This is a genomic window from Deferrisoma camini S3R1 (assembly GCF_000526155.1).
Lineage (GTDB): Bacteria > Desulfobacterota > Deferrisomatia > Deferrisomatales > Deferrisomataceae > Deferrisoma > Deferrisoma camini.
Map to the genome: position 1 here is coordinate 1,497,978 of NZ_JAFN01000001.1, position 21,500 is coordinate 1,519,477.

Annotated in this window: 24 protein-coding genes and 1 pseudogene; 14 read left to right on the top strand and 11 right to left on the bottom strand. The window is 59.7% G+C overall.

Annotation, left to right across the window (positions count from 1 at the left end; genetic code table 11):
- Positions 1-91: 91 nt before the first annotated feature.
- From DEFCA_RS0106535 to DEFCA_RS0106565, 7 genes are all read right to left on the bottom strand, one after another.
- Positions 92-541 (bottom strand): hypothetical protein, encoded by a 450-nt coding sequence (locus DEFCA_RS0106535; RefSeq protein ID WP_025322230.1) that lies wholly within the window; start codon positions 539-541, stop codon positions 92-94.
- The gene (gene recR / locus DEFCA_RS0106540; RefSeq protein WP_025322231.1) at positions 541-1,134 is read right to left on the bottom strand and encodes a recombination mediator RecR; all 594 of its coding nucleotides are present in this window, start codon (positions 1,132-1,134) and stop codon (positions 541-543) included. The genes DEFCA_RS0106535 and recR overlap by 1 nt, the downstream gene beginning before the upstream one ends.
- Before the next feature lie 319 nt (positions 1,135-1,453).
- Positions 1,454-1,618: an FmdB family zinc ribbon protein gene (locus DEFCA_RS21405; RefSeq protein ID WP_084318870.1), complete on the bottom strand. Its 165-nt coding sequence runs from the start codon at positions 1,616-1,618 to the stop codon at positions 1,454-1,456.
- Between the two features lie 63 nt (positions 1,619-1,681).
- Positions 1,682-2,005, bottom strand: coding sequence for a flagellar biosynthesis anti-sigma factor FlgM (locus DEFCA_RS0106550; protein ID WP_084318873.1), 324 nt, complete (start codon positions 2,003-2,005; stop codon positions 1,682-1,684).
- A gap of 282 nt (positions 2,006-2,287) precedes the next feature.
- Positions 2,288-3,088, bottom strand: coding sequence for a tryptophan synthase subunit alpha (trpA, locus tag DEFCA_RS0106555; protein ID WP_025322233.1), 801 nt, complete (start codon positions 3,086-3,088; stop codon positions 2,288-2,290).
- The gene (trpB, locus tag DEFCA_RS0106560) at positions 3,085-4,275 is read right to left on the bottom strand and encodes a tryptophan synthase subunit beta (RefSeq protein WP_025322234.1); all 1,191 of its coding nucleotides are present in this window, start codon (positions 4,273-4,275) and stop codon (positions 3,085-3,087) included. Before trpB ends, trpA begins: the two co-directional genes overlap by 4 nt.
- A gap of 29 nt (positions 4,276-4,304) precedes the next feature.
- Complete coding sequence (locus tag DEFCA_RS0106565; RefSeq protein WP_025322235.1) at positions 4,305-5,489, bottom strand: pyridoxal phosphate-dependent aminotransferase; 1,185 nt, start codon at positions 5,487-5,489, stop codon at positions 4,305-4,307.
- A 295-nt stretch (positions 5,490-5,784) separates the two neighbouring features.
- Between DEFCA_RS0106565 and DEFCA_RS0106570 the strand changes: the two genes are divergently transcribed.
- Both DEFCA_RS0106570 and DEFCA_RS0106575 read left to right on the top strand, forming a co-directional pair.
- Positions 5,785-6,291: an FKBP-type peptidyl-prolyl cis-trans isomerase gene (locus tag DEFCA_RS0106570; protein ID WP_025322236.1), complete on the top strand. Its 507-nt coding sequence runs from the start codon at positions 5,785-5,787 to the stop codon at positions 6,289-6,291.
- Between the two features lie 416 nt (positions 6,292-6,707).
- Complete coding sequence (locus tag DEFCA_RS0106575; protein ID WP_025322237.1) at positions 6,708-7,958, top strand: tyrosine-type recombinase/integrase; 1,251 nt, start codon at positions 6,708-6,710, stop codon at positions 7,956-7,958.
- A gap of 111 nt (positions 7,959-8,069) precedes the next feature.
- Here the strand turns inward: DEFCA_RS0106575 and DEFCA_RS0106580 are convergent, their stop codons facing one another.
- The gene (locus DEFCA_RS0106580; RefSeq protein WP_025322238.1) at positions 8,070-8,285 is read right to left on the bottom strand and encodes a helix-turn-helix transcriptional regulator; all 216 of its coding nucleotides are present in this window, start codon (positions 8,283-8,285) and stop codon (positions 8,070-8,072) included.
- A gap of 1,480 nt (positions 8,286-9,765) precedes the next feature.
- Between DEFCA_RS0106580 and DEFCA_RS0106585 the strand changes: the two genes are divergently transcribed.
- Together DEFCA_RS0106585 and DEFCA_RS0106590 are read left to right on the top strand one after the other, a co-directional pair.
- Positions 9,766-10,713, top strand: coding sequence for an integrase domain-containing protein (locus DEFCA_RS0106585; RefSeq protein WP_025322239.1), 948 nt, complete (start codon positions 9,766-9,768; stop codon positions 10,711-10,713).
- Between the two features lie 5 nt (positions 10,714-10,718).
- Positions 10,719-11,099 (top strand): hypothetical protein, encoded by a 381-nt coding sequence (locus DEFCA_RS0106590; protein WP_025322240.1) that lies wholly within the window; start codon positions 10,719-10,721, stop codon positions 11,097-11,099.
- Positions 11,100-11,501: 402 nt separating this feature from the next.
- Here DEFCA_RS0106590 and DEFCA_RS24680 read toward each other — a convergent pair.
- Positions 11,502-11,867 (bottom strand): annotated as a pseudogene (locus DEFCA_RS24680) (tyrosine-type recombinase/integrase); the annotation flags it as partial.
- 441 nt (positions 11,868-12,308) lie between these two features.
- Here DEFCA_RS24680 and DEFCA_RS21410 point away from each other — a divergent pair.
- Complete coding sequence (locus DEFCA_RS21410; RefSeq protein WP_084318877.1) at positions 12,309-12,722, top strand: TIR domain-containing protein; 414 nt, start codon at positions 12,309-12,311, stop codon at positions 12,720-12,722.
- Between the two features lie 11 nt (positions 12,723-12,733).
- Positions 12,734-13,255 carry a RipA family octameric membrane protein gene (locus DEFCA_RS21415; protein ID WP_084318880.1) on the top strand — a complete coding sequence of 174 codons (522 nt, stop codon included), beginning with the start codon at positions 12,734-12,736 and terminating at the stop codon, positions 13,253-13,255.
- A 519-nt stretch (positions 13,256-13,774) separates the two neighbouring features.
- On the opposite strand, the gene DEFCA_RS0106600 is transcribed toward DEFCA_RS21415, so the two are convergent.
- Positions 13,775-14,821 carry an IS110 family RNA-guided transposase gene (locus DEFCA_RS0106600; protein WP_025322242.1) on the bottom strand — a complete coding sequence of 349 codons (1,047 nt, stop codon included), beginning with the start codon at positions 14,819-14,821 and terminating at the stop codon, positions 13,775-13,777.
- Between the two features lie 167 nt (positions 14,822-14,988).
- Between DEFCA_RS0106600 and DEFCA_RS22120 the strand changes: the two genes are divergently transcribed.
- Positions 14,989-15,198: a hypothetical protein gene (locus DEFCA_RS22120; protein ID WP_169709471.1), complete on the top strand. Its 210-nt coding sequence runs from the start codon at positions 14,989-14,991 to the stop codon at positions 15,196-15,198.
- Between the two features lie 47 nt (positions 15,199-15,245).
- On the opposite strand, the gene tnpA is transcribed toward DEFCA_RS22120, so the two are convergent.
- On the bottom strand, positions 15,246-15,686 hold the full coding sequence (gene tnpA / locus DEFCA_RS0106605; RefSeq protein ID WP_025321573.1) for an IS200/IS605 family transposase: 441 nt from the start codon (positions 15,684-15,686) through the stop codon (positions 15,246-15,248).
- A gap of 76 nt (positions 15,687-15,762) precedes the next feature.
- On the opposite strand from tnpA, the gene DEFCA_RS22125 reads away from it, so the two are divergent.
- From DEFCA_RS22125 to DEFCA_RS0106610, 7 genes are all read left to right on the top strand, one after another.
- Positions 15,763-16,239: a hypothetical protein gene (locus DEFCA_RS22125; protein ID WP_169709472.1), complete on the top strand. Its 477-nt coding sequence runs from the start codon at positions 15,763-15,765 to the stop codon at positions 16,237-16,239.
- Positions 16,240-16,319: 80 nt separating this feature from the next.
- On the top strand, positions 16,320-16,931 hold the full coding sequence (locus tag DEFCA_RS21420) for a GyrI-like domain-containing protein (protein ID WP_084318882.1): 612 nt from the start codon (positions 16,320-16,322) through the stop codon (positions 16,929-16,931).
- Positions 16,932-17,050: 119 nt separating this feature from the next.
- The gene (locus DEFCA_RS22130; protein WP_169709473.1) at positions 17,051-17,842 is read left to right on the top strand and encodes a hypothetical protein; all 792 of its coding nucleotides are present in this window, start codon (positions 17,051-17,053) and stop codon (positions 17,840-17,842) included.
- Positions 17,843-17,952: 110 nt separating this feature from the next.
- Positions 17,953-18,585, top strand: coding sequence for a hypothetical protein (locus DEFCA_RS22135; RefSeq protein WP_169709474.1), 633 nt, complete (start codon positions 17,953-17,955; stop codon positions 18,583-18,585).
- Between the two features lie 18 nt (positions 18,586-18,603).
- Positions 18,604-19,170, top strand: coding sequence for a hypothetical protein (locus DEFCA_RS22140; RefSeq protein WP_169709475.1), 567 nt, complete (start codon positions 18,604-18,606; stop codon positions 19,168-19,170).
- A gap of 99 nt (positions 19,171-19,269) precedes the next feature.
- Positions 19,270-19,860 (top strand): hypothetical protein, encoded by a 591-nt coding sequence (locus tag DEFCA_RS22145; protein ID WP_169709476.1) that lies wholly within the window; start codon positions 19,270-19,272, stop codon positions 19,858-19,860.
- Positions 19,861-19,980: 120 nt separating this feature from the next.
- Positions 19,981-21,327: an IS701 family transposase gene (locus DEFCA_RS0106610; protein ID WP_084318607.1), complete on the top strand. Its 1,347-nt coding sequence runs from the start codon at positions 19,981-19,983 to the stop codon at positions 21,325-21,327.
- Positions 21,328-21,500 lie beyond the last annotated feature (173 nt).

The window sequence follows — 21,500 nt, forward strand, 5'->3', positions numbered from 1 at the left end:
GGAAAGCTGAAAGCCTCGATCCTCCACGCCCCTACTGTCCTCCTGTCCCCCCCTAACCCTTGCCATCCTCGTCCGACGAGCCACGGTCCTCTTACTTCGGGGTGACCCCGTCCTTCCGGCTCTCCCCCCCCCTTCCTATCAACTTGTCACCGCTCCCAAGCAGCCACCCCCCTCCGCACCACGGATATTCGCTTAAGCTGTCCGCGAACCCCTTCCCCAAGAGGAGTTCGGCCAAAGGCCGCACAACGGCCACTGGAGAGCCAAGGACCTCGACCTCCTCCGCCACGGCCCCCCACAGCCCTTGCCCGTTCTGGGCCCGGAACCGCTCCTCGGCCCTGCTCCGGGCCGTTTCCAGGAGGTCTGGGAGGGTGTCTGGGCCCTCGGCAACGAACCCGAACCGGTCTTCGAGGAACACCCACGCCCGCACCCGGGCCTCGGGTCCCAGAGCGGCCTCCAGAGCCTGGAGGGTCGCCCGCATCACCTTGAGGTTCGCGAAAAAGGGCCGCCCCTCGGCGGTAGGCCACACGGCGCGGATCACCATCAGAACGAACTCCTCCCCTCCAGGGCCCGGCCCAGGGTCAGGGCGTCGATGTACTCCAGATCGCCTCCCAGGGGCACCCCGCGCGCGATCCGGGTGACCCGGACCCCCAGGGGCTCGAGGAGCTTCTTGAGGTACAACGCCGTGGCCTCCCCCTCCACGTGGGGATTGGTGGCCACGATCACCTCCCGGATCTCCCCCCGCCCGATCCGGTCCACCAGCTCCCGGATCCGAAGGTCCTCGGGCCCCACCCCCTCCATGGGCGAGAGGTGCCCGCCGAGCACGTGGTAGAGCCCGAAGAAGGTGCGAGTGCGCTCGATCGCGAGCACGCCGGCCTGGTCCTCCACCACGCACACCACGCTCCGGTCCCGTCGGGGCGAAGCGCACACGGCGCAGGGATCGGACTCGGTGAGCTGAAAACACACCGAGCAGGGTTTCACCTTCTCTTTGAGCTCCACCAGGGCCCGGGCCAAGGACTCCACCTCGGTCCGGGGCGCCTTGAGCAGGTGGAGCACGAACCGCGTGGCGGTCTTCTCGCCCACCCCGGGGAGCCTCTGGAGTTCCCTCATCACTTTCTGGATCGGAGAAGCCAGCATGGGGTTTCCTTGAAAGCTCGGGCAGGCCGCGGGTGAGGGGCCGTAGAAACTAGAAACTAGAGACTAGAGACTAGAATTTGGAGCCGCGTCCGGCTCCCTAGCAGATCCCATGCTCCCGTGTCGCGGTGCTGGCGGCGCTCAGAGATCAAGGAGGGTTCTGGCCTCCTAGCCTCCTAGCCTCCCTGCTTCCCAGCCGCCCTGCGGGCCAAAGGCCCCAACGTCCATACAAAAACGGCAGGCCCGATCCGCCTGCCGCCCTGGGATTCGTCCCCCGCCGGCGGGGCGCACGCGGTTCGTGCGCCGCGCCCGCCCCAGTGGGTCATGCTTTCCGGCTCGTCTTGGCGAAAAATCCGGTGTACACCCGGGTCACCTTCTTCTCATGGCAACTCGGGCACTCCACGGTGCGCTTCCCCACCTCGGTGGGGCGCATCTCCACGTCGAAGTCCTTGTCACACTTGGGGCAGTGGTACGGGTACATGGGCATGGCTACACCTCCTCGGCTGGCGCCGTCCGCCGGCGATGGAACCGAGGCGGGCGCGGGGGATCCTCACCCGTACGGGAACGCCTCTCCTTGCCCCCCAAGGCCCCAGGCGTGCTCCCGCAGCAGGCGGGGCAGCACCTCCCGGCCGCTCACCCGATACCGGCCTTCCCGGATCGCCTGGGACAGGGCTTCGACCAGCTCCTGCCGCACCTCCGGGGCCAGGAGCGCCAGGGTCCGGGCCCGCTGCACCTCGAGGCCCCGGTCCGAGACCTCCACCCGGTCCACGGCCACGCCGACCCCGGCCACCCCCTCCACCGGAGCCTCTCGACGGGGGCGACCCGGCGAAGGGGTACCCGACACGTATCCCCTTCGAACGTCACGAACTCGCATGGCACCTCTTTACGCTGGAAGGCTGGGAAGCTGGAAGGCTGGAAAGCGACCATGCCAGAGAGTCGTCCAGTCCGACTTCAACGCATACAAGATGCCGTCACCGTAGCCAAAAGGCAAGACATCTCGGGCGGTGCGGCCTCCCAGCGACTTCGGGTCTTCGGCCCGCTAGGCAGCTAGGCGGCCAGGCGACTCTCGAACCGCGCCAAAGTTCGGGGTCATGGGGTCTGCTGGAGCGCCCGCCCCACAGGCCGAGCTACCCGGAATTTCTCTAGTTTCTAGTCTCTAGTCTCTAGACAACGCTTCCCGTAGGGAGTCCAGAAACCTGCGGGCCCGAGCCACGGCCGAGGCCCCGGCAAGGTCGCCCACGGTTCGGATCAGGGCGCTGCCCACGATCACCCCGTCCGAGCGCGCGGCGAGCGCCGCGGCCGAGGCGGCGTCCGACACCCCGAACCCCACCAGAGCGGGCAGATCCGTGTGGCGGCGCACCCGGCCGACCAGATCGTCCACGGTGGCCTCGACGGGCCGCTTCTGCCCGGTGACCCCGGTCACGCTCACGCAGTACACGAACCCCGAGGCGCCGGCCACGATGCGGCCCACCCGCTCCTCGGGCGTGGTGGGTGCCACCAGGAGCACCGTGTCGAGCCCCTGATCCCGGGCCACAGGCAGGAACTCGCCGCTCTCCTCCCAGGGAAGGTCCACCACCAGCACCCCGTCGGCCCCGGCCTGCCGGGCCGCCCGGGCGAACCGCTCGCCCCCCCGGGACAGCACCGGGTTGTAGTAGGTCATGAACAGGGCCGGGATCCCCAGGCCCCGGTCCCGGGCGACGCGCAGATCGGCGAACGCGTGCTCTAGCCGGTACCCGGCCGCCAGCACCCGGGAGCTGGCCTCCTGAATCACCGGTCCGTCGGCCGAGGGGTCCGAGAACGGGATCCCCACCTCGAGCGCATCCGCTCCGGCCCGCTCCGCCTCCAGCAACAGATCCACAAAGGTCTGCCGGTCGGGAAACCCCGCCGTCAGGAACGGTACCAACGCCTTCCCCCCCCGATCCCGCACCGAACGAAGCGTCGACTCCAGGCGGTTCACGCGGCACCTCCCTTCCCCGCAGCCAGGACCGTGGCCAGGTCCTTGTCGCCGCGGCCCGAGAGGTTGACCACCAGGATCCCGTCCGGGCCGAGCTCCCGGGCCAGGTCCCCGGCCCGGGCCAGGGCGTGGGAGCTCTCCAGCGCCGGCAGGATGCCCTCGGTGCGAGCCGTCAGATGGAACGCCTCCAGCGCGTCGGCGTCGGTGGCGGTCACCGTGCGCACCCGGCCCGACTCCACCAGCCAGGCCACCTCCGGCCCCACGCCCGGGTAGTCGAGCCCGGCCGAGATGGAGTGAGCCTCCTGGATCTGGCCGTCTCCGTCCTGGAGGAAGTACGACTTCATGCCGTGGAGCACCCCCACCCGGCCGGCGCCGATGGCCGCGGCGTGGCGGCCGGTCTCCACCCCCTCGCCAGCCGCCTCCACGGCCACCAGGGTGACGGGGTCCTCCAGAAACGGCGCGAACATGCCCATGGCGTTGGAGCCGCCCCCCAAGCAGGCCACGATCGCGTCGGGCAGCCGGTCCAGAGTTTCCAAGCACTGGGCCCGGGTCTCCTCACCGATCACCCGCTGGAACTCCCGAACCATGGCCGGGTAGGGGTGGGGGCCGGCCACCGAGCCGATCACGTAGAAGGTGGTCTCCACGTGGGTCACCCACTGACGGATCGCCTCGTTCATGGCGTCCTTCAGGGTTCGGCTCCCGCTCTCCACCGGCACCACCTCGGCCCCCAGCAACCGCATCCGCTCCACGTTGGGGGCCTGCCGCCGCACGTCCTCGGCGCCCATGTACACGGCGCACTCCATCCCGAACAGGGCCGCGGCCGTGGCCGTGGCCACCCCGTGCTGCCCCGCTCCGGTCTCGGCGATGATTCGGCGCTTGCCCATCCGTCGGGCCAGCAGGACCTGCCCGAGGGTGTTGTTGATCTTGTGGGCCCCGGTGTGGCACAGGTCCTCCCGCTTCAGGTAGATCCGGGCTCCGCCCAGGGCCTCGGTGAGCCGGTGGGCCGGGGTCAACGGCGTGGGCCGTCCCACGTAGGTACGCAGGAGGCCCCGAAACTCCTCCCAGAACCCGGGGTCCCGGCTCGCGGCCTCCAGGGCCGCCTCCAGCTCCTCCAGGGCGGGCATGAGGGTCTCGGCCACGTACTGGCCCCCGAAGGGGCCGAAGTGGCCGCGGGGCTGCGGTTCGGTCATGGGTGCTCCGTTTCGTGGGGAGGGGGCGCTCAACCCCGGACCCGCTCCAGGGCCCGGCGGAACCCGGGGAGGCTGCGCTCCACGGTCTCGTACGAGCAGCAGTAGGCCAGCCGGAAGTGGCCCGGGCCGCCGAACCCGCTTCCGGGCACGGCCAGGATGTTCTCCTTCTGGAGCTCGCGCACAAAGGCCACGTCGTCCTCGATGGGGCTCCTGGGGAACAGGTAGAACGCCCCCTCCGGTTTGGGGCAGTCGTATCCCGCCTCCACCAGGCCCTGGTACAGGGTGTCGCGGTTGCGCCGGTAGAACTCCAGGTCCACCGTGACCCCCTGGAGCCGGGCCACCACCCGCTGGGCCAGGGCCGGGGCGTTCACGTACCCCAGGATCCGGTTGGTGAAGGTCAGGGCCCCGGTCACCAGGGCCACGTCGTCCATGCGGGGGCTCACCGCGATGTACCCGATCCGCTCCCCCGGCAGGCTCAGATCCTTGGAGTACGAGGTGCACACGAAGGCGTGGGGGAAGATCTCGAGCACGGGCGGCACCTCGACCCCGTCGTACACGATCTTCCGGTACGGCTCGTCCGAGATCAGGTAGATCCTGCGCCCCAGCTCGGCCGACTTCCGATCCAGCAGGTTCCGCAGCGCTTCCAGGCTGGCGCGGTCATACACCTTGCCCGTGGGGTTGTTGGGCGAGTTGATCAGCACGGCCCGGGTCCGGGGGCCGATCGCCTGGTCCAGGGCGTCGAGCCGCAGGTCGAACGCCTCGGTGGTGGGCACGGTCTTGAGCACGCCGCCGTGGTTGTCCAGGTAGAAGTTGTACTCCACGAAGTAGGGCCGGGGCACCACCACCTCGTCGCCCGGGTCCAGGATGGCCCGGAACACGGTGTTCAGGGCTCCGCCGGCCCCCACGGTCATCACGATGTGGTCCGCCGTGAGGCCCACCCCCTGCTCCTTCGACACGTAGGCCGCCACGGCCTCGCGGACCTCCGGAAACCCGGCGTTGGGCATGTACCCGTGGCACCCCGGGGGGTCGTCCTGGGCCAGCTCCTGCAGCACCTGCCGGAACCGATCCGGGGGATCCAGATTGGGGTTGCCCAGGCTGAAGTCGTACACGTTCTCCGGCCCGAGCTCCTTCTTCAGACGGGCCCCTTCCTCGAACATCTTCCGGATCCACGAGGCCCGCTCGAGGGCCGTGCGAACGCGCTGGGACACGGGCATGGGGAGACCTCCTTGGCAGCTCCGATTGGAATGGACGGCAGGGAGGCCGGGCCGGTTGACGGCTCGCCCCACCCGCCTCGGACAGGGGGCCACCGAATCTATCAGATGGGCCCATGCCGCCTCAAGGAACCCCGAGCGGCCCCTCTGGACATGACACAGGTTTCCTAGTTTTTTTGCCGAAAACGACCTTTTCGTTTGACAGACGTATCCGGGCCGGGTAGGGTGGCTCCGCAACGTCCCGGTCTCCCCGAGACACAAGGGGGCCGGGCAAACTTTTTTTGGAGGTAAGAGAGTTATGAAGGCAGAAGACAACCTGTACGTGGCCATCGACTACACCCTCACCCTCGACTCGGGCGAGGTGGTGGACCGTTCGGACCCGGGGGAGCCGCTGGGCTTCATCTTCGGCAAGGGCCAGATCATCCCCGGCCTGGAGCGTGCCCTGCGGGGCATGGAGGCCGGCCAGTCCGCCAAGGTGACCGTGGAGCCCGAGGACGGCTACGGCCTGCCCCGGCAGGACCTCATGCGGGAGATCCCCCGCGAGAACTTCCCGGCCGACATGGAGATCGAGCCCGGCATGGGGTTCGAGGCCCGAGGTCCCCACGGCCCCGTGGTGTTCCGGGTGAACGAGGTGCGCGACGACGTGGTCGTGGCGGACTTCAACCATCCCCTGGCCGGCGAGCGGCTCCACTTCGACGTGACCGTGGCCGAGGTTCGCAAGCCCCGGCCCGAGGAACTGGCGGCCCTGTTCGGCGGCGGCTGCGAGCCCACCGACTGCGGAAGCTGCTCCGGCGGCTGCGCCTGAGCCGACCGTTTCGGACCGACCCGAAAGCGGGGCCCCCGGTGGGGGCCCCGCTTTTTGCCGGAAGAACCAAGACGAAGGGGCCAGCCGGATCGGCTGGCCCCTTCGTTTCTTACTGGTGCGCGCGAGAGGATTCGAACCCCTGACCTGCGGATCCGTAGTCCGCTCTCGGCCGTTTTTCACCATTTCCCACCTTTTGCGATTAATCTCCATAACGTACCGTCATCGCTACAACTTACTGGCTTTCACTTCTCCCCTTGACGATCACCGAATGACCTGCTTTACTGCGCTTCCGGTCTACTGCCGGTCTACTGCCACCCGACACACGGACCTTTGACGGACCCGAACGCAGAGGTGCTCCCATGCCCGCCCGCCCGACGACGAAAACGAAGGCTCGCAAGACCTACCCGACCAGGACCTTGGAACCCCGCAAGCTCACCAAGCGCGCCATCGAGGCGATTCCGGTTCCGGCCGAGGGCGCGGTGCTGGTGCGCGACACGGCGTTGACCGGGTTCGGTGTGAAGGTGGCGCATACGGGCCGGGCGGTGTTCTTCTTCGAGGCGAAGGTCCGAGGCCGCGCCAAGCGGTGGACCATCGGCCCCTTCGGACCGCTCACCGTTGACCAGGCGCGCTTGCAGGCGAAGGCCCTCGCGGGGGAACTCGCCAAGGGCGAAGACCCCGACTCGAAGGCGAAGGCCGAGGAACTGGAAGCCCGTACGCTGGGCGATGCCGTGGCCGAGTACCTGGAAACCCGCGACCTCAAGGAACGCACCCGCCAAGACGTGACCAAGACCTTGAACCGGAACTTCAAGGACTGGATGAAGCGACGGGTGACCGACCTGCGGCCCGAAGACGTGCGGAAGCGCTACGTGGAGGTTTCCGCCCGGGCGCCCGGGGAGGCGAACCGCGCCTTCCGGTACCTCCGGGCCGTTCTGGGGTTCGTGCAGGCCGCCTGGCGCACCCCGGACGGGGAACCCGTGCTGCGGGAGAACCCTGTGAAGGTGCTTTCGGCTGCACGTGCATGGAAGAAGCTGCAACCTCGCCGGACCGTGATCGAACCCCACGAACTCGGCCCGTGGTTCGAGGCCGTGCTGGCCGACCCCGACCCGGTGGCCCGGGACTTCTTCCGGTTCGTGCTCCTGACCGGGTGCCGCCGCTCGGAGGCCACGAACCTCACCTGGGACCAGGTGGACCTCGTGGGCGGAAAGGTGACCTTCCGGGACACGAAGGCCCGGCGGGACCATACCTTGCCCCTGGGCCCCTACCTCTGGGGGCTCCTGAAGCGCCGCCGGGAGACAGCCGGCGACCCCTGGGTGTTCTCCGAACGGGTGACCACGGACCGGCGCCGCCAGGACGAACGGTTCGAGAACGTGCGCTACGCCCTGAACCGGATCCAAAAGGCTTCGGGCGTGACCTTCACCGTTCACGACCTCCGGCGCACCTTCGCCACGGTGGCCGAGAGCCTGGACCTTTCGAGCTACGCCGTGAAGGCCCTTCTGAACCACGCCCTGCCCCGGGAAGACGTGACGGCCGGCTACCTACGCTTGACCCCCGAGCGCCTGCGGGACGCGATGGAGAAGGTGGAGCGCCGCATCCTCACATTGGCCGGGATCGAGCCGGGTGCCGAAGTGATCCCGTTTCCGGGTGCCGGGAACGGCGCCGACGGGTAGGCCGACGGGTATTGCGTGTTTCGGGTATAGGGAAAAGCGAAGGCGCAACACGCGGGAACCGGTCCGAAAGGGAACGCGAACTCGCGGACCGCTCTCCCGGCTCTGCCCCTCCTATGCCGCGACTTTGGGGCCGGCGTCCGATGTGGACGCTCTCGTACACTCTTCGAGAAACGCATCCAAATCGCTCAGGGCATACCTGACGGCGCGGCCCAACTTTTTCCAAGCGGGGCCGATACCCTTCTGCCTCCAGGCCTGCAAAGTCCGCACGGAGAGTCCCAGGTACGCCGCCGCCTCTTTCTCGTTCATCAGCTTGACCTTCTCGCTCATCTAGCACCTCCTTTCGCCCTGGAGTTGTCTGGACTCCCTTCCCGCGCCCGGGCGTTCGGCGACGGGACAGGGAATGCGCTGCCCCCTCATCCTGTACTGCCCGGACAGAGGACATTCTTGGGGCCCACCTCCGGAAAAAAATCGCATCCCGGGCTCGTGGGGGTCCGGCGACGGGGGTCTTGACGAGGGGCAAAAGGCGGGGCGGACTCCGCTGGAGCGTTGGCAATGACGTTTTCCGTTCCCGGAAGAGATCGCAACGCATGGCACTTGACAGTAAAAGAACGCCACCAACAGTAACAGCGCTCTTCGCCTCATCACTCAGGCCACGGCGCTACGTAAGTGCCCGTCCATGATGTGTGGCTCAATGCCATTTTCTTGCCCGCGTTCTGCTTGACGAACCTGGGTGGGTGTGTTATAGGGGTTGCAAGCTTTCCTTCCTCCGCCTGTCGCCATACAGGCGGTGAATCCCCCACTGAGGGGAACCTAGACACCACGGTTTGAGTGTCTCATCAGCAGACCCAAGGGCCTCCTTGCGTCTGCGGTGCCTTCGCAGTCGTTGTCCCTCCACGTCGTCATGCCTGCCCCACGGGCGGGCACGAGCGCCAAGGACTCACCCGGTACGCCTCACGTGACATGAGAGGCTGCGCGTTTCGCACGGCTTCTCATCCGGACACTCTGGAACAGCCACACGAGCGGTATCGATCTCGCACGGGGCCGACGCCGGCTTGCAGGCCGCCGGGCGTCCGGACCCCCTGAACTGCGACGACTGAACCGCGGCGACGGGCCGCTGCGCGCCGCACCGGCCCGGAGACGACCATCACGCCTTGGGCCTGCCGGAGAGGGGCACCCCTGGCCGGCGGGCCGGGTCTCTGTCTCTGCGCCCCGCAGAGACAGAGACCCCGGAAGACCCCCGAAGGGAAACGGCAAGAAGACGCAACCACCGACATTTTCTGGGCATTTCGCACGGCAAGGGCGACCGAACATCGGCCGGAAGGCCGACGAAAAATCCCGAAAATCCCGTCTTCCAGGGGGGGAGGCTGACGAGGACGAGTCAGCCCCCTTCGGTGTGAACCCGGTATCCCACGGCGTCGCGCCCGGACGCAGACGAGGGGAGTCTGCGTCGGCCGCATCCTCCACCGGGATCTTCCCCGTGTCCGTTTTGGACACCGTGGGGCCTTGCGGCCACCGCGTCGTGGGAAGACGCTGACGAGGCGAGTCAGCGTCCCGGCGCCCCACTCTCCCTGCCTGCTCCTTCCGCCACCTCCCGAAAAAAATCCCGCCCGGCTCGGCGTCCGGATCGGACGCCCTCGCCTACCCGCGACCCGGCTCTGGTGGGTCCACAAAGGCGACGAGAGCCCGGCGGTTCACATAGATGCCCTGTGAGGGAACGCCCCTCACACCGCAGCTCGGGCGGCGAACCGAGTGACCACTGAACCGTCTCCCAGGGTGGCATCTATCCCCCACAGGAAAGGAGGTCCGCATGAAGGTAGGAGGCCACAGGAACTTTGGCTGGGGCCGCAAGATGGCCTGGGCGGGACGCCAGGCCCTCAACCATGCGTATGGCGGCGGGCACTACGCCACGGTCGCGGCTCACGCGAGCCGATGGGGAGAGTTCGCGCGATGGGCAAAGGAACAGGGGATCCGCGACGCGCGGGACGTGACCCGGGAGGTGCTGGAGCGATACGGGCAACACCTCGCCGAGAGGGTGCTGAAAGGAGAGATGAAAGTCGCCTACGCTCAAAACCTCTTGTCGAGCGCCAACGTGACGCTGTCGGCGTTGCGGCAGGACGATCGGGTCCGTGTCTCGCCGCGCGAGCTTGTCGGTCAGCGCACTACGGTGCGAACGGACGCCCCGAAGGGACTGGACCGCGACGCCGTGGCCCGTGCGGCAGATGCCCTACGGGAGCGCGGGCACGAACGGGCGGCGGCGGTCATCGAATTGGCCCGGGATCTCGGCCTTCGGATGCGCGAGGCGTCCATGTTGGACGCCAAGAGCGCCCTGCGGCAGGCCGAGCGCACGGGCCGGGTGGACATTCGAGAAGGAACGAAGGGAGGCCGAGGCGCGTTCGTCGAGCGGTTGGTCCCGGTGTCGGACCGGGCGATGGAGACGCTCAGGCGGGCGGCCGAGGCCCAGGGCGAGGCCAGGAACCTCATCCCGACGGACAACTCCTGGAAGGAGTTCCGAAACCACGTCCACGGGGTGTGGCGGGAGGTTCGCGACGAGTATGGACTGGGAAAGATCCACGACCTGCGGGCGGCCTACGCCTGCGAGCGCTACGAGGAGTTGACCGGGCACGAGGCCCCGGTCCTCGCGGGCGGGCGCACCGCGTCCGACGAAGACGACAAGGCGGCCCGCAGGCAGGTCTCCTACGAACTCGGCCACGGCCGCATGGACGTGGCGAGCGAGTACATCGGTGGAAGGAGGTAAGCGCGATGGCGGCACCGAAGACCCACGTTCGGGCCAGACAAATCGGCGAGAGCCTGCTTGCCCGGTCGATCCCGGGAAGCAGCAAGCGAAAGCGCGACTACCTGGGTCTCGCTGGCCTCATCGCCGAGAGGATTTGGAAGCGCTGGAAGGTGGGGCCGTGGCAGTGGCGGTGCAAGCACGTCCGGTGGTACCTGGACGTGGCCACTGCCGACCTGTCGCCCCGGTGGAGATACAAGCACTGGCTCGCCCTGAAGGCCATGATCGCGGCCCGAGGCAAGCTGAACGATTGGGAGCCGCGTCTGCGCGGCCCGTGGCTGAGGCCCACGGGCGAGTGGACGAAGCCCGTCGCAACGCGCCGACCGTTCCGGCTCCCCCGGTCGGCCTGACCCGACCCCACAGCCCTGCCCGGGAATCCCAGCGGCAGGGCTTTTTTTGTTTGATCGCAATCCGTGGAAGCGGGCCAACCCGGAGAGGGTGGGCCCGCGAGCGCCACGCGACTTGTCCACGAAACCGGGGCAAGCCCGGTCGCAGGCTGCCTCGGCAGTGTTGGGCCGGCCTTGTCGCCGGCTTCACCGTGCGGTTCCACAGGGCGTGATTTCCGACCGTCGGCCCGCCGGGCGGCCCGTTCTCCCCCCCCGTTCCAGCTTGACACACACGGGCGCCCGCCCGTATACAACAGGAACCCGCTACAACAGGGAAATCGACCGGGGGAGGCGATGTCCCGACACCCGACCCTAGGCACCATCCACGGCCGCAACGCCCGACGAGGCGTGTGCGGCCGTTTTGCGTCAAGGGAGGGGGTGCAACGGTTCCCGATGGGCCACAGGGTCGCCGAAGTCGGCGGGGCTTTGGACGGCAAGGCCGGGCCGGTTCAGAACGTGCGTGTAGATCATGGTCGCCGACACATCCGCATGGCCGAGCAGCTCCTGAACCGTCCGGATGTCCGAACCGGCCTCGAGCAAGCAGGTGGCAGACGAATGGCGCAAGGGGTGGCGGGAAACGGGCTTTGCGATACCAGCCCTTTTCGCGGCACGCCGGACCGCCTTCAGGGCCCCTGCCTCATGGATGTGGCGACGTCGTACGATCCCCGATTTTGGATCGGTGGAGAGCCTGTGCGAGGGGAAGACCCACTGCCACGGCCATTCGGCCCCGGCGGAAGGACACTGGACACCGGGCGCCCAAGGAACGTTGAGCATGGTGTAGAGCAGGCGGACGACATCGACCCACCGGGCGACCTGCCATGCCTCCAGAGCGGGCTTCCTCAGGTAGCGGGAGAAGTAAGCCTCAACGTCTTCGGGGAAACGGTTGGCAATCCTCCGCCCCGTTCCATAGCGGACAAAGTGTTGAGCGCGACGCACGCACCAGTCCGCAGCGTATCCCCTCGTCCCCGAGAACATCCCGGTAGCGCTTCCAAAAGATCCTTGCCTTGGCGGAGGACCTCCCCTGGATTGGTAGTGGGGATACCATGACGAGTCTCTAGGGCTGGCGTTCGCGCGTGCACGTTTCGTCACCCTACAGCCCCTTATGCCGACGTCAAGATAAATGTCTTATGTGGACGTCCGCATAAGGCCCTGTTAGCGCAAGGGAGAAATGAAATGCCAAGAACGTACAATTTATTTATAAGCCATTCGTGGGCATATAGTGATGCATATGAAAAATTGGTATCATTGCTTGATGCAAAGCCATACTTCATATATAAAAATCACTCTGTCCCTAAAAATGACCCAATTCATAATGCACCTTACGACTATCAGTTGTATGAAGCAATAAAAAATAAGATTACTGGAGTTCACGTTGTGTTAATTTTGGCTGGGGTGTATTCCAGTTACAGCAAATGGATTGATAAGGAAATAAAAATTGCAAAAACAGAATTCATGAGACCAAAACCTATCGTTGCTATTCAGCCTTGGGGTGCTGAGAAAACTTCTAGGAAAGTCAAAGAAGCTGCGGATAGAATCGTTGGATGGAACACTGATTCAATAGTTTCTGCTATTAGAGAATTGGCATAAGGCAAAAAATAATGTCCTTAGAAGAAACGCTATTCAGGGTAAAAAAGGCAGAATATGGGGCAAATTATGAGAGCCATTACATTGAACAGTATAAATTGTATGTTGAAATGGCAGATCGTATTAGCAGTAGGAGACAATCTGCAAATTCATTTTTCTTATCAGTAAATACGGCAGTGGTTGCTTTAATTGGATATGTGCAGTTAGGAGGTGCTGTTGACACAAGTAATAAATTTTATTGGTTGGTAAGCATTGCTGGCATGGCCTTATGTTATACATGGTATCGACTGATTCGTTCATACAAAGATCTTAATTCGGGTAAATTTAAAGTCATTCATGTTATGGAGAAAAATTTACCAATAGCGCCATATGATGCAGAATGGGAATCATTGGAACGCGGTAAGAATCCTAAGATTTATCATCCATTTACAAGAGTAGAAATGGTTGTGCCGTGGGTGTTTTTTGCACTCCACTTGTCGGTTTTAGTGAATGTTGTTCCTTGGTCATATTGTTTTCACGTGCTAATAAACAAATAGAGAAGCGCTAACACGTATATGGCCTCCTCCGGTCAAGGCGAAAACGGTCCCTGAACCGAGGTTTTTCTCGGTTTTGCGTAAGTGACGGGTCCCAGCGTCGGTGGTTTCGGTCTCTGACTTCGTTTGCTGGTTTTCGGGTTTGCAGACGTTCGTGTCTGCACCAAACACGTATCGACGGTCGTTTGGCTGAGGTCCTTGAAAAGCCGGGCCTCGCCGGTAGAAACAGCTTCGTGCCCTCGTGCCGGCCGACTCTTTGCGGTGGGGCTCAGGTGGTTGACCTGTCCAGTTCGTAGCGCGGCTCGGGGGAGGGGCAGAGCACGAACCCCGAAGACCGGGACGTCACACAAACCAGCGGGGCCCGGGGCATGGGTCCAATCAAAGCGACATGGGCTCGGGTCGAAGGGCCGAGGCACCCGGGGCACGCGCGCTCGGAGCGCAAACGGAGAGTTCTTCGGGTGCAACGCGCGGCTGAGACCCCATCGTCCCAGTTAGACGAAACGGCTCCCATGCCCCGGCCCATCAGGTGGTTGCAAAGAAGCGGTTTTCGTCAAAAGCCTCCCGCCGCTTGAGCATGAAGTAGAGCGCGCGGCCGAGCTTGTGGGCGAGAATCGAAAGGGCCTTGCCCTTGCCGTGCTTGCCGGCGAGGCGCTCGACATGGCGCTTGGCGCGCGAAGACTCGCGAAGGAGAAGAATGGCCGCCTCGGAGAACGCCCACTTGAGATGCGGGTTGCCGATCTTTCGTCCACCCGAGCCTTTTCGCTTACCGGCGGACTCGTGAGCAGGGGTTACAAGCCGGGCGTAGGAGCAGAAGTCCTGGACACGGGGGAAGCGGCGGATGTCGTGGATCTCGTAGAGGAAGGTCAGCGCGAGGATCTTGCCGACGCCTGGGATGGTGCGAAGGCAGTGGAAGGCATGGGGGTCGTGGATCTTGGCGGTGCGGACGAGATGGAGCTCGATCTCGGCGAGGAGCTGGTCGTAGACATCAACGAGGTCCACATCCATCTCGATCATGGTACGCACGCTGGGGTCTTCGAAGCGATCGGCCACATCGACGCGGTTGGCGGCATAAGCGAGCTTTTTGCGAAACGGGGGCAGATTGTACTGGGAGTTGGTGTTCTCGATGTGGGCCAGGAGCTCGGCGCGGCGGCGCATGAGGTAGTGGCGGCGCCGAAGGAGATCGCGAGTAGAGCGCATCTGGGCGGGGTAGACGTAGGCCTGGGGAAAGGTGCCACCCCGGAGGAGATGGGCGATCTTGAGGGAGTCGATGCGATCGTTCTTGGCCTTGGCGCCGTGGATGGCGCGCATGTAGAGGGCGTGACCGAGAACGAAGGGGAGGTTTTCTCGGGCGCACAGATCGCTGATCCAGTACCAGGCGAACATGCACTCCACGGCAACGGCCACGTCAGGGCGAAAGGGCTCGAGGACCCGCAAGAGGGCCTCCGGAGAAGCTGGGATCTTTCGGTGGAGGCGCACCTCACCGGCGTGGTCGAGGATGCAGACATAGAGACTCCGGGCATGGAGATCGATGCCGCAGTAGAAGTCATGTTGTCCCAGGTAGAAACGCATGGCCTCCTCCTTGGCGAGAGGGTTTGAGGACACCCTGGAGCGTAGCCGAGGTCGGCGGCTCCGAGGAGGAGGCCATCAACAGTATCCAGGCGCTGCACTGGACCGCTATTCCGCTGCGCTCCATAGCGGCCAGTGAGCTTAGTCGTTAGGCCAAAGAAAGGATAGCAATGAGCTACGACGAACAAGATGCCGCAATGGATGAGTTCTATGACCAAATAAGCAAAGAACTTTATCCGGAGCATAAAGAGCAAGCGATTGAGGAATTCACTCAGGAGAAGCTGAAATCATATTACCTGCAAAATCCTGGCGTAATGCGGCCCGCAGTAGAAGCAACTGAACGACCACCGGCTAAAGCCGGTGGGTTCTGTTGCGACTGAAAGTCGCTGGTTGCGGCTGAAGCCGCTGTCGTGCGGCTAAAGCCGGCTCAAGCCCGTGCTTCGTCGGACACCTTGAAGTCGTCCTCCGGCGGCACAGTCTGCTGCTCGATATACGCTTTGATCACCTCGTCCGTCACCGTGCCCGACGAAGCACAAAAGTAGCCCCGAGCCCAAATGTGCTGCCCCCAATACCGTTTCCGAAGAGACGGAAACTCTTGCTGCAACATCTTTGACGATCGTCCCTTCACATACTGCATGATCCGAGCCGGCGACAAGCTCGGAGGAGCTGACACAAACAGATGAACATGATCCTTACTTACATAGCCCTTCAGTATCGTGATCTCTCGCGCCATGCATATTTGCCGGATAATATCCCGCGCGCGCTCCGCTATCTCCCCTCTCAGAATCTTGTATCGATATTTCGTCACCCATACAAAGTGATACTTGATGTCATGGACTGTGTGTGCCCCTCTTCGATACTCTGCCATCGCGGACCTCCTTGCTGGTCCGCCAACCCTACAAAGAAAAACCTGCTGAAGCAATTCCGCCTAAAGGCGAAGGATTGTGACCTGGCACTTCGAAATTCAAGAGGGTAATTGGCAACTAGAACAAAAAAGATACTCTCCAGCACTTGTTTTCTATGTGACTGCTATCGAGCTTTTGTTAAAAGCAACATTATTACGTCCGGTGCTTTATGGGTTAATTCACAATGAGGGGCTTGCTGAAATAATGATCAAGCATATTCTTGGCCAAACTGGTGTTGAGAGATATGAAAATCTATTGGCGCAGTTGTTTGATAATCTGGCCGATATAGATGTAAAGAAAATATCAAGGGAAGGTACAAAAACAAAGTTATTTGTAGAATGTCGGGAACTTCAAAAGGTCAGAAACAACGTAATTCACCAAGGTCAAAGCTGTACTGACAAAGACGCAGAAAAGGGTAAATTGGTCTCTATTGCAGTATTCGAACAAATTGTGCGGCCAATGCTTTATTCGCTTGGTCTTACCGTTATCGAGAAAGGGCGGATCGTTGAGGCCTAACACGCTCGTTCGGACGCAAACTACGCTGCGCTTCGTTTGCGCCGCACAGCTTTATCGTTAGTCCATGAAAGGATAATAAGATGAAGAAAATTAACTTCAAAAAGGAACTTAAACCGTTATACAGTGCATCTTCAAAAAAGGTAGCAATTGTAGATGTACCAAAAATGAATTTTCTTATGATAGACGGCGAAGGCGATCCAAATACCTCAAGGGAATTTCAAGAGGCAGTTGAAGCCTTATTCAGTCTTTCTTATACCTTAAAATTTATGATAAAGAAGAGTGAATTATCTATTGATTATGGAGTCATGCCATTAGAAGGTTTATGGTGGGTTGATGATATGACCCAATTCAGCATAGAAAATAAAGAAGATTGGAAATGGACATTAATGATTATGCAACCAAAATTTGTGAAGGAGAAGTTAGTTATTGAGGCCAAAGAACAACCCAAAAAGAAGAAAAACTTACCTGCATTGTCTAAAGTGCATTTTAAGGAATTTTCAGAAGGAAAAGTAGCACAGATAATGCATATTGGTCCGTTTTCAGAAGAAGGTCCAACTATTGAAAAGCTCCATGATTTCATTAAGGATAATGGTTATAAACTTTACGGCAAGCACCATGAAATATATTTAAGTGATATTAGGAGGGCAACACCAGAGAATTGGAAAACTATTATAAGACAACCAATAAGATAAAAGGGCTAACAAGCCGGTTCAGGGGACGCAAAAACTTGCTGCGCTCGTTTTGCGCCCCTGACCTCAGCGTTCGGCCTCAAAGGCCCAAGGATGGGATGGTTTGATAAAAGGTAAAGCAGATGGCAAAAGATGGGCAGTTGTCTGAACTCGTTGAGTTGGTCGCTGATTTTGAAAGGATAGACAGCTCTATACCCTCAGCCATCAGCGCCGGTGATTTCGACGTAATCGAGAAGGCAATGGAGGCCAAGAAGAAGGTTAAACGATACCTGTCAGACTGCAAGCCTCTTAATATGGGCCGAGATCTGGGGATCAAACTGAAAAAGATACGGGATAATTACGGATATAACATTGATCGCCTTCTGGAGGCCCTCGAAAGCAAAACTGGAACTCATGTGTCACAAGAATCTGAGGAGGATATGGACTATGTCGATGCGTTATTCAGCCTGGGTACTGCTGATTACGTAGACGATAATTTCTTTAGGAGAAAGAACCAAGTCGGCACACTTATCGTCAACGAGTCACTTCCTGACCATTTCGTTCAGCATTTCGACAATCTCCGTGAATGTTACTCATTAGGCCTCTTTCAGGCGGTTGTTGTCTACTGCCGAGCGGTCATCGAAACGGGTTGTTTTGAAGCGCTTCGTCGCAGGGGGCGGGTGAAACTCGATCCCAAAGTTGACGACATTCGTGAGTTCCGTCTCAAGCGGCTTATGTGGAGCGTGAAACCATTCGTCTATACGCCAAATTGGGATAAAGCCGACGCGACGATTAAGAAAGCGAACGAGGTCCTTCACTCAAAGCGAAGGAAAGTCGTAATTTCGGAACAAGAGGCGTTTGATGCCATCCAAAACACTTTCGCTATTATCGAGGAATTGTTCTCCGGCGGCCAGATGAAGAATCGAGGAAGATAGGCCCGAACAATGCCATGCACTGGATTTGTGTTCCGATGCGCTCCACACAAACCAGTGATGGCAGGCGTTATGTAAAAAAAGACTATACTCAACAACTTAGGATTATAATTATGGAAACCATACAGACACAAATAGCCTTTTATTTTAATACCGATTTTAAAAAAGATTTTGAAATATTATCATTGTCAATAAAAGAATTATTTGGACATAAGGCTCAAACGATTTTAATCCCTATTCCTAAAGATGAACCAAGTGAAATACCGAGACTGATTTTACAATATGATAAATTTAAAATTAATGTTTCAAAAAATAGGTTAGATATTTTCACTTCTGAGGACATTACTGCAATTTACCAGAAAATAATATATGACCTATTTGACAGGTTAAATATTAAAATTATTAGAATTGGATTTGTAAAAACATTTTTTTTGCCGTCCAAAATAGATGACTTAAAAAAAATATTGAATGAGAAGTTGCAATCAATCTCCTATAAGGAGATTAGTTTGCGTTTAGGAATTGAAATAACATGCAAAGGATTTAAGTGCAATAATATTGAAAAAATTGATTTTGGTCAGGCACAGAAATTTGAAAACGGCAAAATCATTCGTACTGAAGGACAGATTATTCAAAGGGATATTAATACTTCACCTGAGAATTCAGATGTTATACCTGCTGATAAAATTGAATCACTAATTCAAGAGTTTATGAACATTGCACACAGCAGAATCATAAATATTAAATAAATAGTAAGGAAAAATTTGATGGAAGAAATCATAATTCCGAAAAATACTGGCACAGATCATACTGAATTGCCACCAGGTTATCAGCGTTATGTGATTCCAGATAGTTTACAGGAACAAGACCGTCTAAAATTGTTTGGTGAGCAGATAAATGCCGTTATTAACAAACAGATTGAAATAGAAAAAATAATACAACAATATAAGGCACAGGTCGATGAGTATGCCAAAGAATTAAAAATTCAAACCAATAGAAATATGGAGGTTATCGGCGTATTTTCCTCCATCATTGCCTTATTAATTATTGATGTAAATATTATAAAAAGTGCTCAGACTTTCTTATCATCTATTCTTTTAATAATAGCTTTGACCTGCTGTGTGGCAATATTTAGTATAATGATTCATTCTTTTTTTAGTGAAGAACCATCAAAGAAATTTAATAAGCACTTCTGGATACCTGCACTTATTTTATCATTATTGCTATGCTATGGCATAGCAGTAGAAACGGGATTTTTGAAAAACGAGAAGCAACAACAGCTTGAAAATATTTCTAAGTATCGTGATTCTAAGAAAATAGAAATAAAAAAATGAATACATAACAAAAGGGTGCACTTGACCGCTATTCCGCTGCGGCCTTTGGCCTTGCTCCATAGCGGCAAGTGACCCTATGCGTTAACTGGAGGAAGCAAAGTGCAAATCAAACATCTGTGGATCACCATGGCAGTGATCATTGTTTTGGCCGGAATTAGCGGGTGCGCTACAGAACGTCACATCGCCCCAACGCTATCTGACTCCCCCAAGAGTGGGCTTGATTTGAAACCGCCGGTTCTTTGTGCTGTTTTTGATGGCAGAGCAAGTCAGGAACCAAAAGACGCAGCGGCACAACTACAAGAAGATTTGAAGCGGATTTACGGTTCTTCGATTGAATGGAGTAACTACTTTACAAAAACACCCCAAGGTCGTGTGGCGGTGCGAGTTCGGCTTGTCATCTTAGGAGCCACATTTGGAAGTCGCCTAATTTCTACAGTGGCCTTTGCGGATGCCGTGAGTTCAGCGCAGGGTAGCGCCATCGGCCCATGGGGGACCGTTGTGGGTAATATATCGGCCCAGCAGACACTGTTTGCAGGATCTTTTTCCGGTGAAGGCTGGTGGAATGGTGCCGCTTGGATTGATCTTGAAGTGCAGGACTACCGAGGCGCAAAGCCAATAAACTTTACCCTGCCTATTTCTACTTTGTCAGATTCGCCGAGGCCTTGGCAAAGAGCGGGTCCGGAAGTATAGTAGCTCTGGGATTCATCGTAACACTTTGAAATAAAAGGAGGATTAGAATGATTACTAAATCGGAACTGACTAGGTAATAATTCTTCTAATCTAGCCAGCTCCCCTCACCCCCTCGCGGAGTTGGAGCACGACCTGGATCGGTTCACAGCACGCTACCGATCGCATTTCACCTCTCGTACCCGCTCGTGCGTGAAGGCCGCCGAGGCGTATTTTGCCGGCTTGGCGCAAGCCCGGAAGCGAAACATGGAGCGCATCGCAGAAGTCGTTCCGGACGCCGACGACCAACGCCTGCAGCATTTTGTGTCGTACTCCCCGTGGGATCACCGCGAGGTGATCGACCATGTGGCCCGTGACGCCGACCGGTTGTTGGGAGGCTCCCCCAACACGTGTCTGATCGTGGACGAAAGTGGGTTCCCCAAGAAGGGCGACCGATCGGTTGGCGTTGCGCGCCAGTGGTGTGGGCGCCTGGGCAAGGTGGAGAACTGCCAGGTGGGCGTGTTTGCCGCCCTGGCCCGCGACGGGGAGGTGACGCTCACCGATGCACGGCTGTACCTGCCGAAGGCGTGGGCCGAGGATTCGGCCCGGTGCAAGCGGGCGAAGGTTCCGGAAGCCGAGCGGGGGTATCGCACCAAACCGGAACTGGCCTTGGAGATGGTTCGGCACGCCCGGCGCCTGGGGGTGGAGTTCGCCTGGGTGGGGGCAGATTCGTTCTACGGGGCCGACCCGAAGTTCCTGCGGGGGTTGGACGCCGACGGGGAAGTGTTCGTGGTGGATGTGAAGGCGTCCCAGCGGATCTACCTGGAGGATCCTCGGCCCCAGGTACCCCCGCGGCGCAGTGCGCGTGGGAGAGCGCCCCAACGGCCTCGGGCGCAGGGGCCGGAACCGATCCGGGTGGATGCGTGGGTGCGCAACCAACCGGGGGAGGCCTGGCGGCGTTTGTCGTATCGGGACTCCACGAAGGGCCCACTGTGGGTGGAGGTGCTTCACCGCAGAGTGTGGGTGTGGGACGGGCGGGAGTCCAAGGCCCACTGCTGGCACCTGATTGTGCGGCGCTCGGTGCGCAACCCGGGGGAGATCAAGTACACGCTGAGCAACGCGCCGGAGCAGACGTCGGTGCGGCGATTGGCGTACATGCAGGGGCAGCGCTATTGGGTGGAGCGAAGCCTGCAGGAGGCCAAGAGCGAAGTGGGCATGGCCGAGTATCAGGTGCGGTTGTGGCAGGGGTGGCATCACCACATGGCGATGGTGCTGATGGCGTTGTTGTTCTTGTTGGAGGCACGCCGAAAGCATCGTGGTGCGTTCCCCTTGTTGAGCGCGCGCGACGTGCGGGAAGTGCTCAGCGTTTTGCTGCCGCGCGCGAACGCGACACTGGAAGACGCCTTGGCGCAGATGGCCCGACGTCACCGGCGAAGGGCATCCGCGATGGCATCGCACACCAGAAAAGCCAATCAAAGCCAAGCGTTATGAAAATCTGACAAAGCAGAACTATTGTAGCAGAGCATAGAGAATCGAACATGTGGGGTTACTCGTCGGGAGACAAAGCAGCACGCATCGCATGGCAACGAGTGTCTGTTCAGCTTACAAGAGCCATGGATACAATTTTTCGTACTGTTCGGGATCAGCAACCCTAAGAATGCGGC

What these genes read in the sequence shown, in the direction of transcription:
- DEFCA_RS0106535 (WP_025322230.1), bottom strand. Translation starts at nt 541, where the DNA reads ATGGTGATCCGCGCCGTGTGGCCTACCGCCGAGGGGCGGCCCTTTTTC.
- recR (WP_025322231.1), bottom strand. Translation starts at nt 1,134, where the DNA reads ATGCTGGCTTCTCCGATCCAGAAAGTGATGAGGGAACTCCAGAGGCTC.
- DEFCA_RS21405 (WP_084318870.1), bottom strand. Translation starts at nt 1,618, where the DNA reads ATGCCCATGTACCCGTACCACTGCCCCAAGTGTGACAAGGACTTCGAC.
- DEFCA_RS0106550 (WP_084318873.1), bottom strand. Translation starts at nt 2,005, where the DNA reads ATGCGAGTTCGTGACGTTCGAAGGGGATACGTGTCGGGTACCCCTTCG.
- trpB (WP_025322234.1), bottom strand. Translation starts at nt 4,275, where the DNA reads ATGACCGAACCGCAGCCCCGCGGCCACTTCGGCCCCTTCGGGGGCCAG.
- DEFCA_RS0106565 (WP_025322235.1), bottom strand. Translation starts at nt 5,489, where the DNA reads ATGCCCGTGTCCCAGCGCGTTCGCACGGCCCTCGAGCGGGCCTCGTGG.
- DEFCA_RS0106570 (WP_025322236.1), top strand. Translation starts at nt 5,785, where the DNA reads ATGAAGGCAGAAGACAACCTGTACGTGGCCATCGACTACACCCTCACC.
- DEFCA_RS0106580 (WP_025322238.1), bottom strand. Translation starts at nt 8,285, where the DNA reads ATGAGCGAGAAGGTCAAGCTGATGAACGAGAAAGAGGCGGCGGCGTAC.
- DEFCA_RS0106585 (WP_025322239.1), top strand. Translation starts at nt 9,766, where the DNA reads ATGAAGGTAGGAGGCCACAGGAACTTTGGCTGGGGCCGCAAGATGGCC.
- DEFCA_RS0106590 (WP_025322240.1), top strand. Translation starts at nt 10,719, where the DNA reads ATGGCGGCACCGAAGACCCACGTTCGGGCCAGACAAATCGGCGAGAGC.
- DEFCA_RS21410 (WP_084318877.1), top strand. Translation starts at nt 12,309, where the DNA reads ATGCCAAGAACGTACAATTTATTTATAAGCCATTCGTGGGCATATAGT.
- DEFCA_RS21415 (WP_084318880.1), top strand. Translation starts at nt 12,734, where the DNA reads ATGTCCTTAGAAGAAACGCTATTCAGGGTAAAAAAGGCAGAATATGGG.
- DEFCA_RS0106600 (WP_025322242.1), bottom strand. Translation starts at nt 14,821, where the DNA reads ATGCGTTTCTACCTGGGACAACATGACTTCTACTGCGGCATCGATCTC.
- DEFCA_RS22120 (WP_169709471.1), top strand. Translation starts at nt 14,989, where the DNA reads ATGAGCTACGACGAACAAGATGCCGCAATGGATGAGTTCTATGACCAA.
- tnpA (WP_025321573.1), bottom strand. Translation starts at nt 15,686, where the DNA reads ATGGCAGAGTATCGAAGAGGGGCACACACAGTCCATGACATCAAGTAT.
- DEFCA_RS21420 (WP_084318882.1), top strand. Translation starts at nt 16,320, where the DNA reads ATGAAGAAAATTAACTTCAAAAAGGAACTTAAACCGTTATACAGTGCA.
- DEFCA_RS22130 (WP_169709473.1), top strand. Translation starts at nt 17,051, where the DNA reads ATGGCAAAAGATGGGCAGTTGTCTGAACTCGTTGAGTTGGTCGCTGAT.
- DEFCA_RS22135 (WP_169709474.1), top strand. Translation starts at nt 17,953, where the DNA reads ATGGAAACCATACAGACACAAATAGCCTTTTATTTTAATACCGATTTT.
- DEFCA_RS22140 (WP_169709475.1), top strand. Translation starts at nt 18,604, where the DNA reads ATGGAAGAAATCATAATTCCGAAAAATACTGGCACAGATCATACTGAA.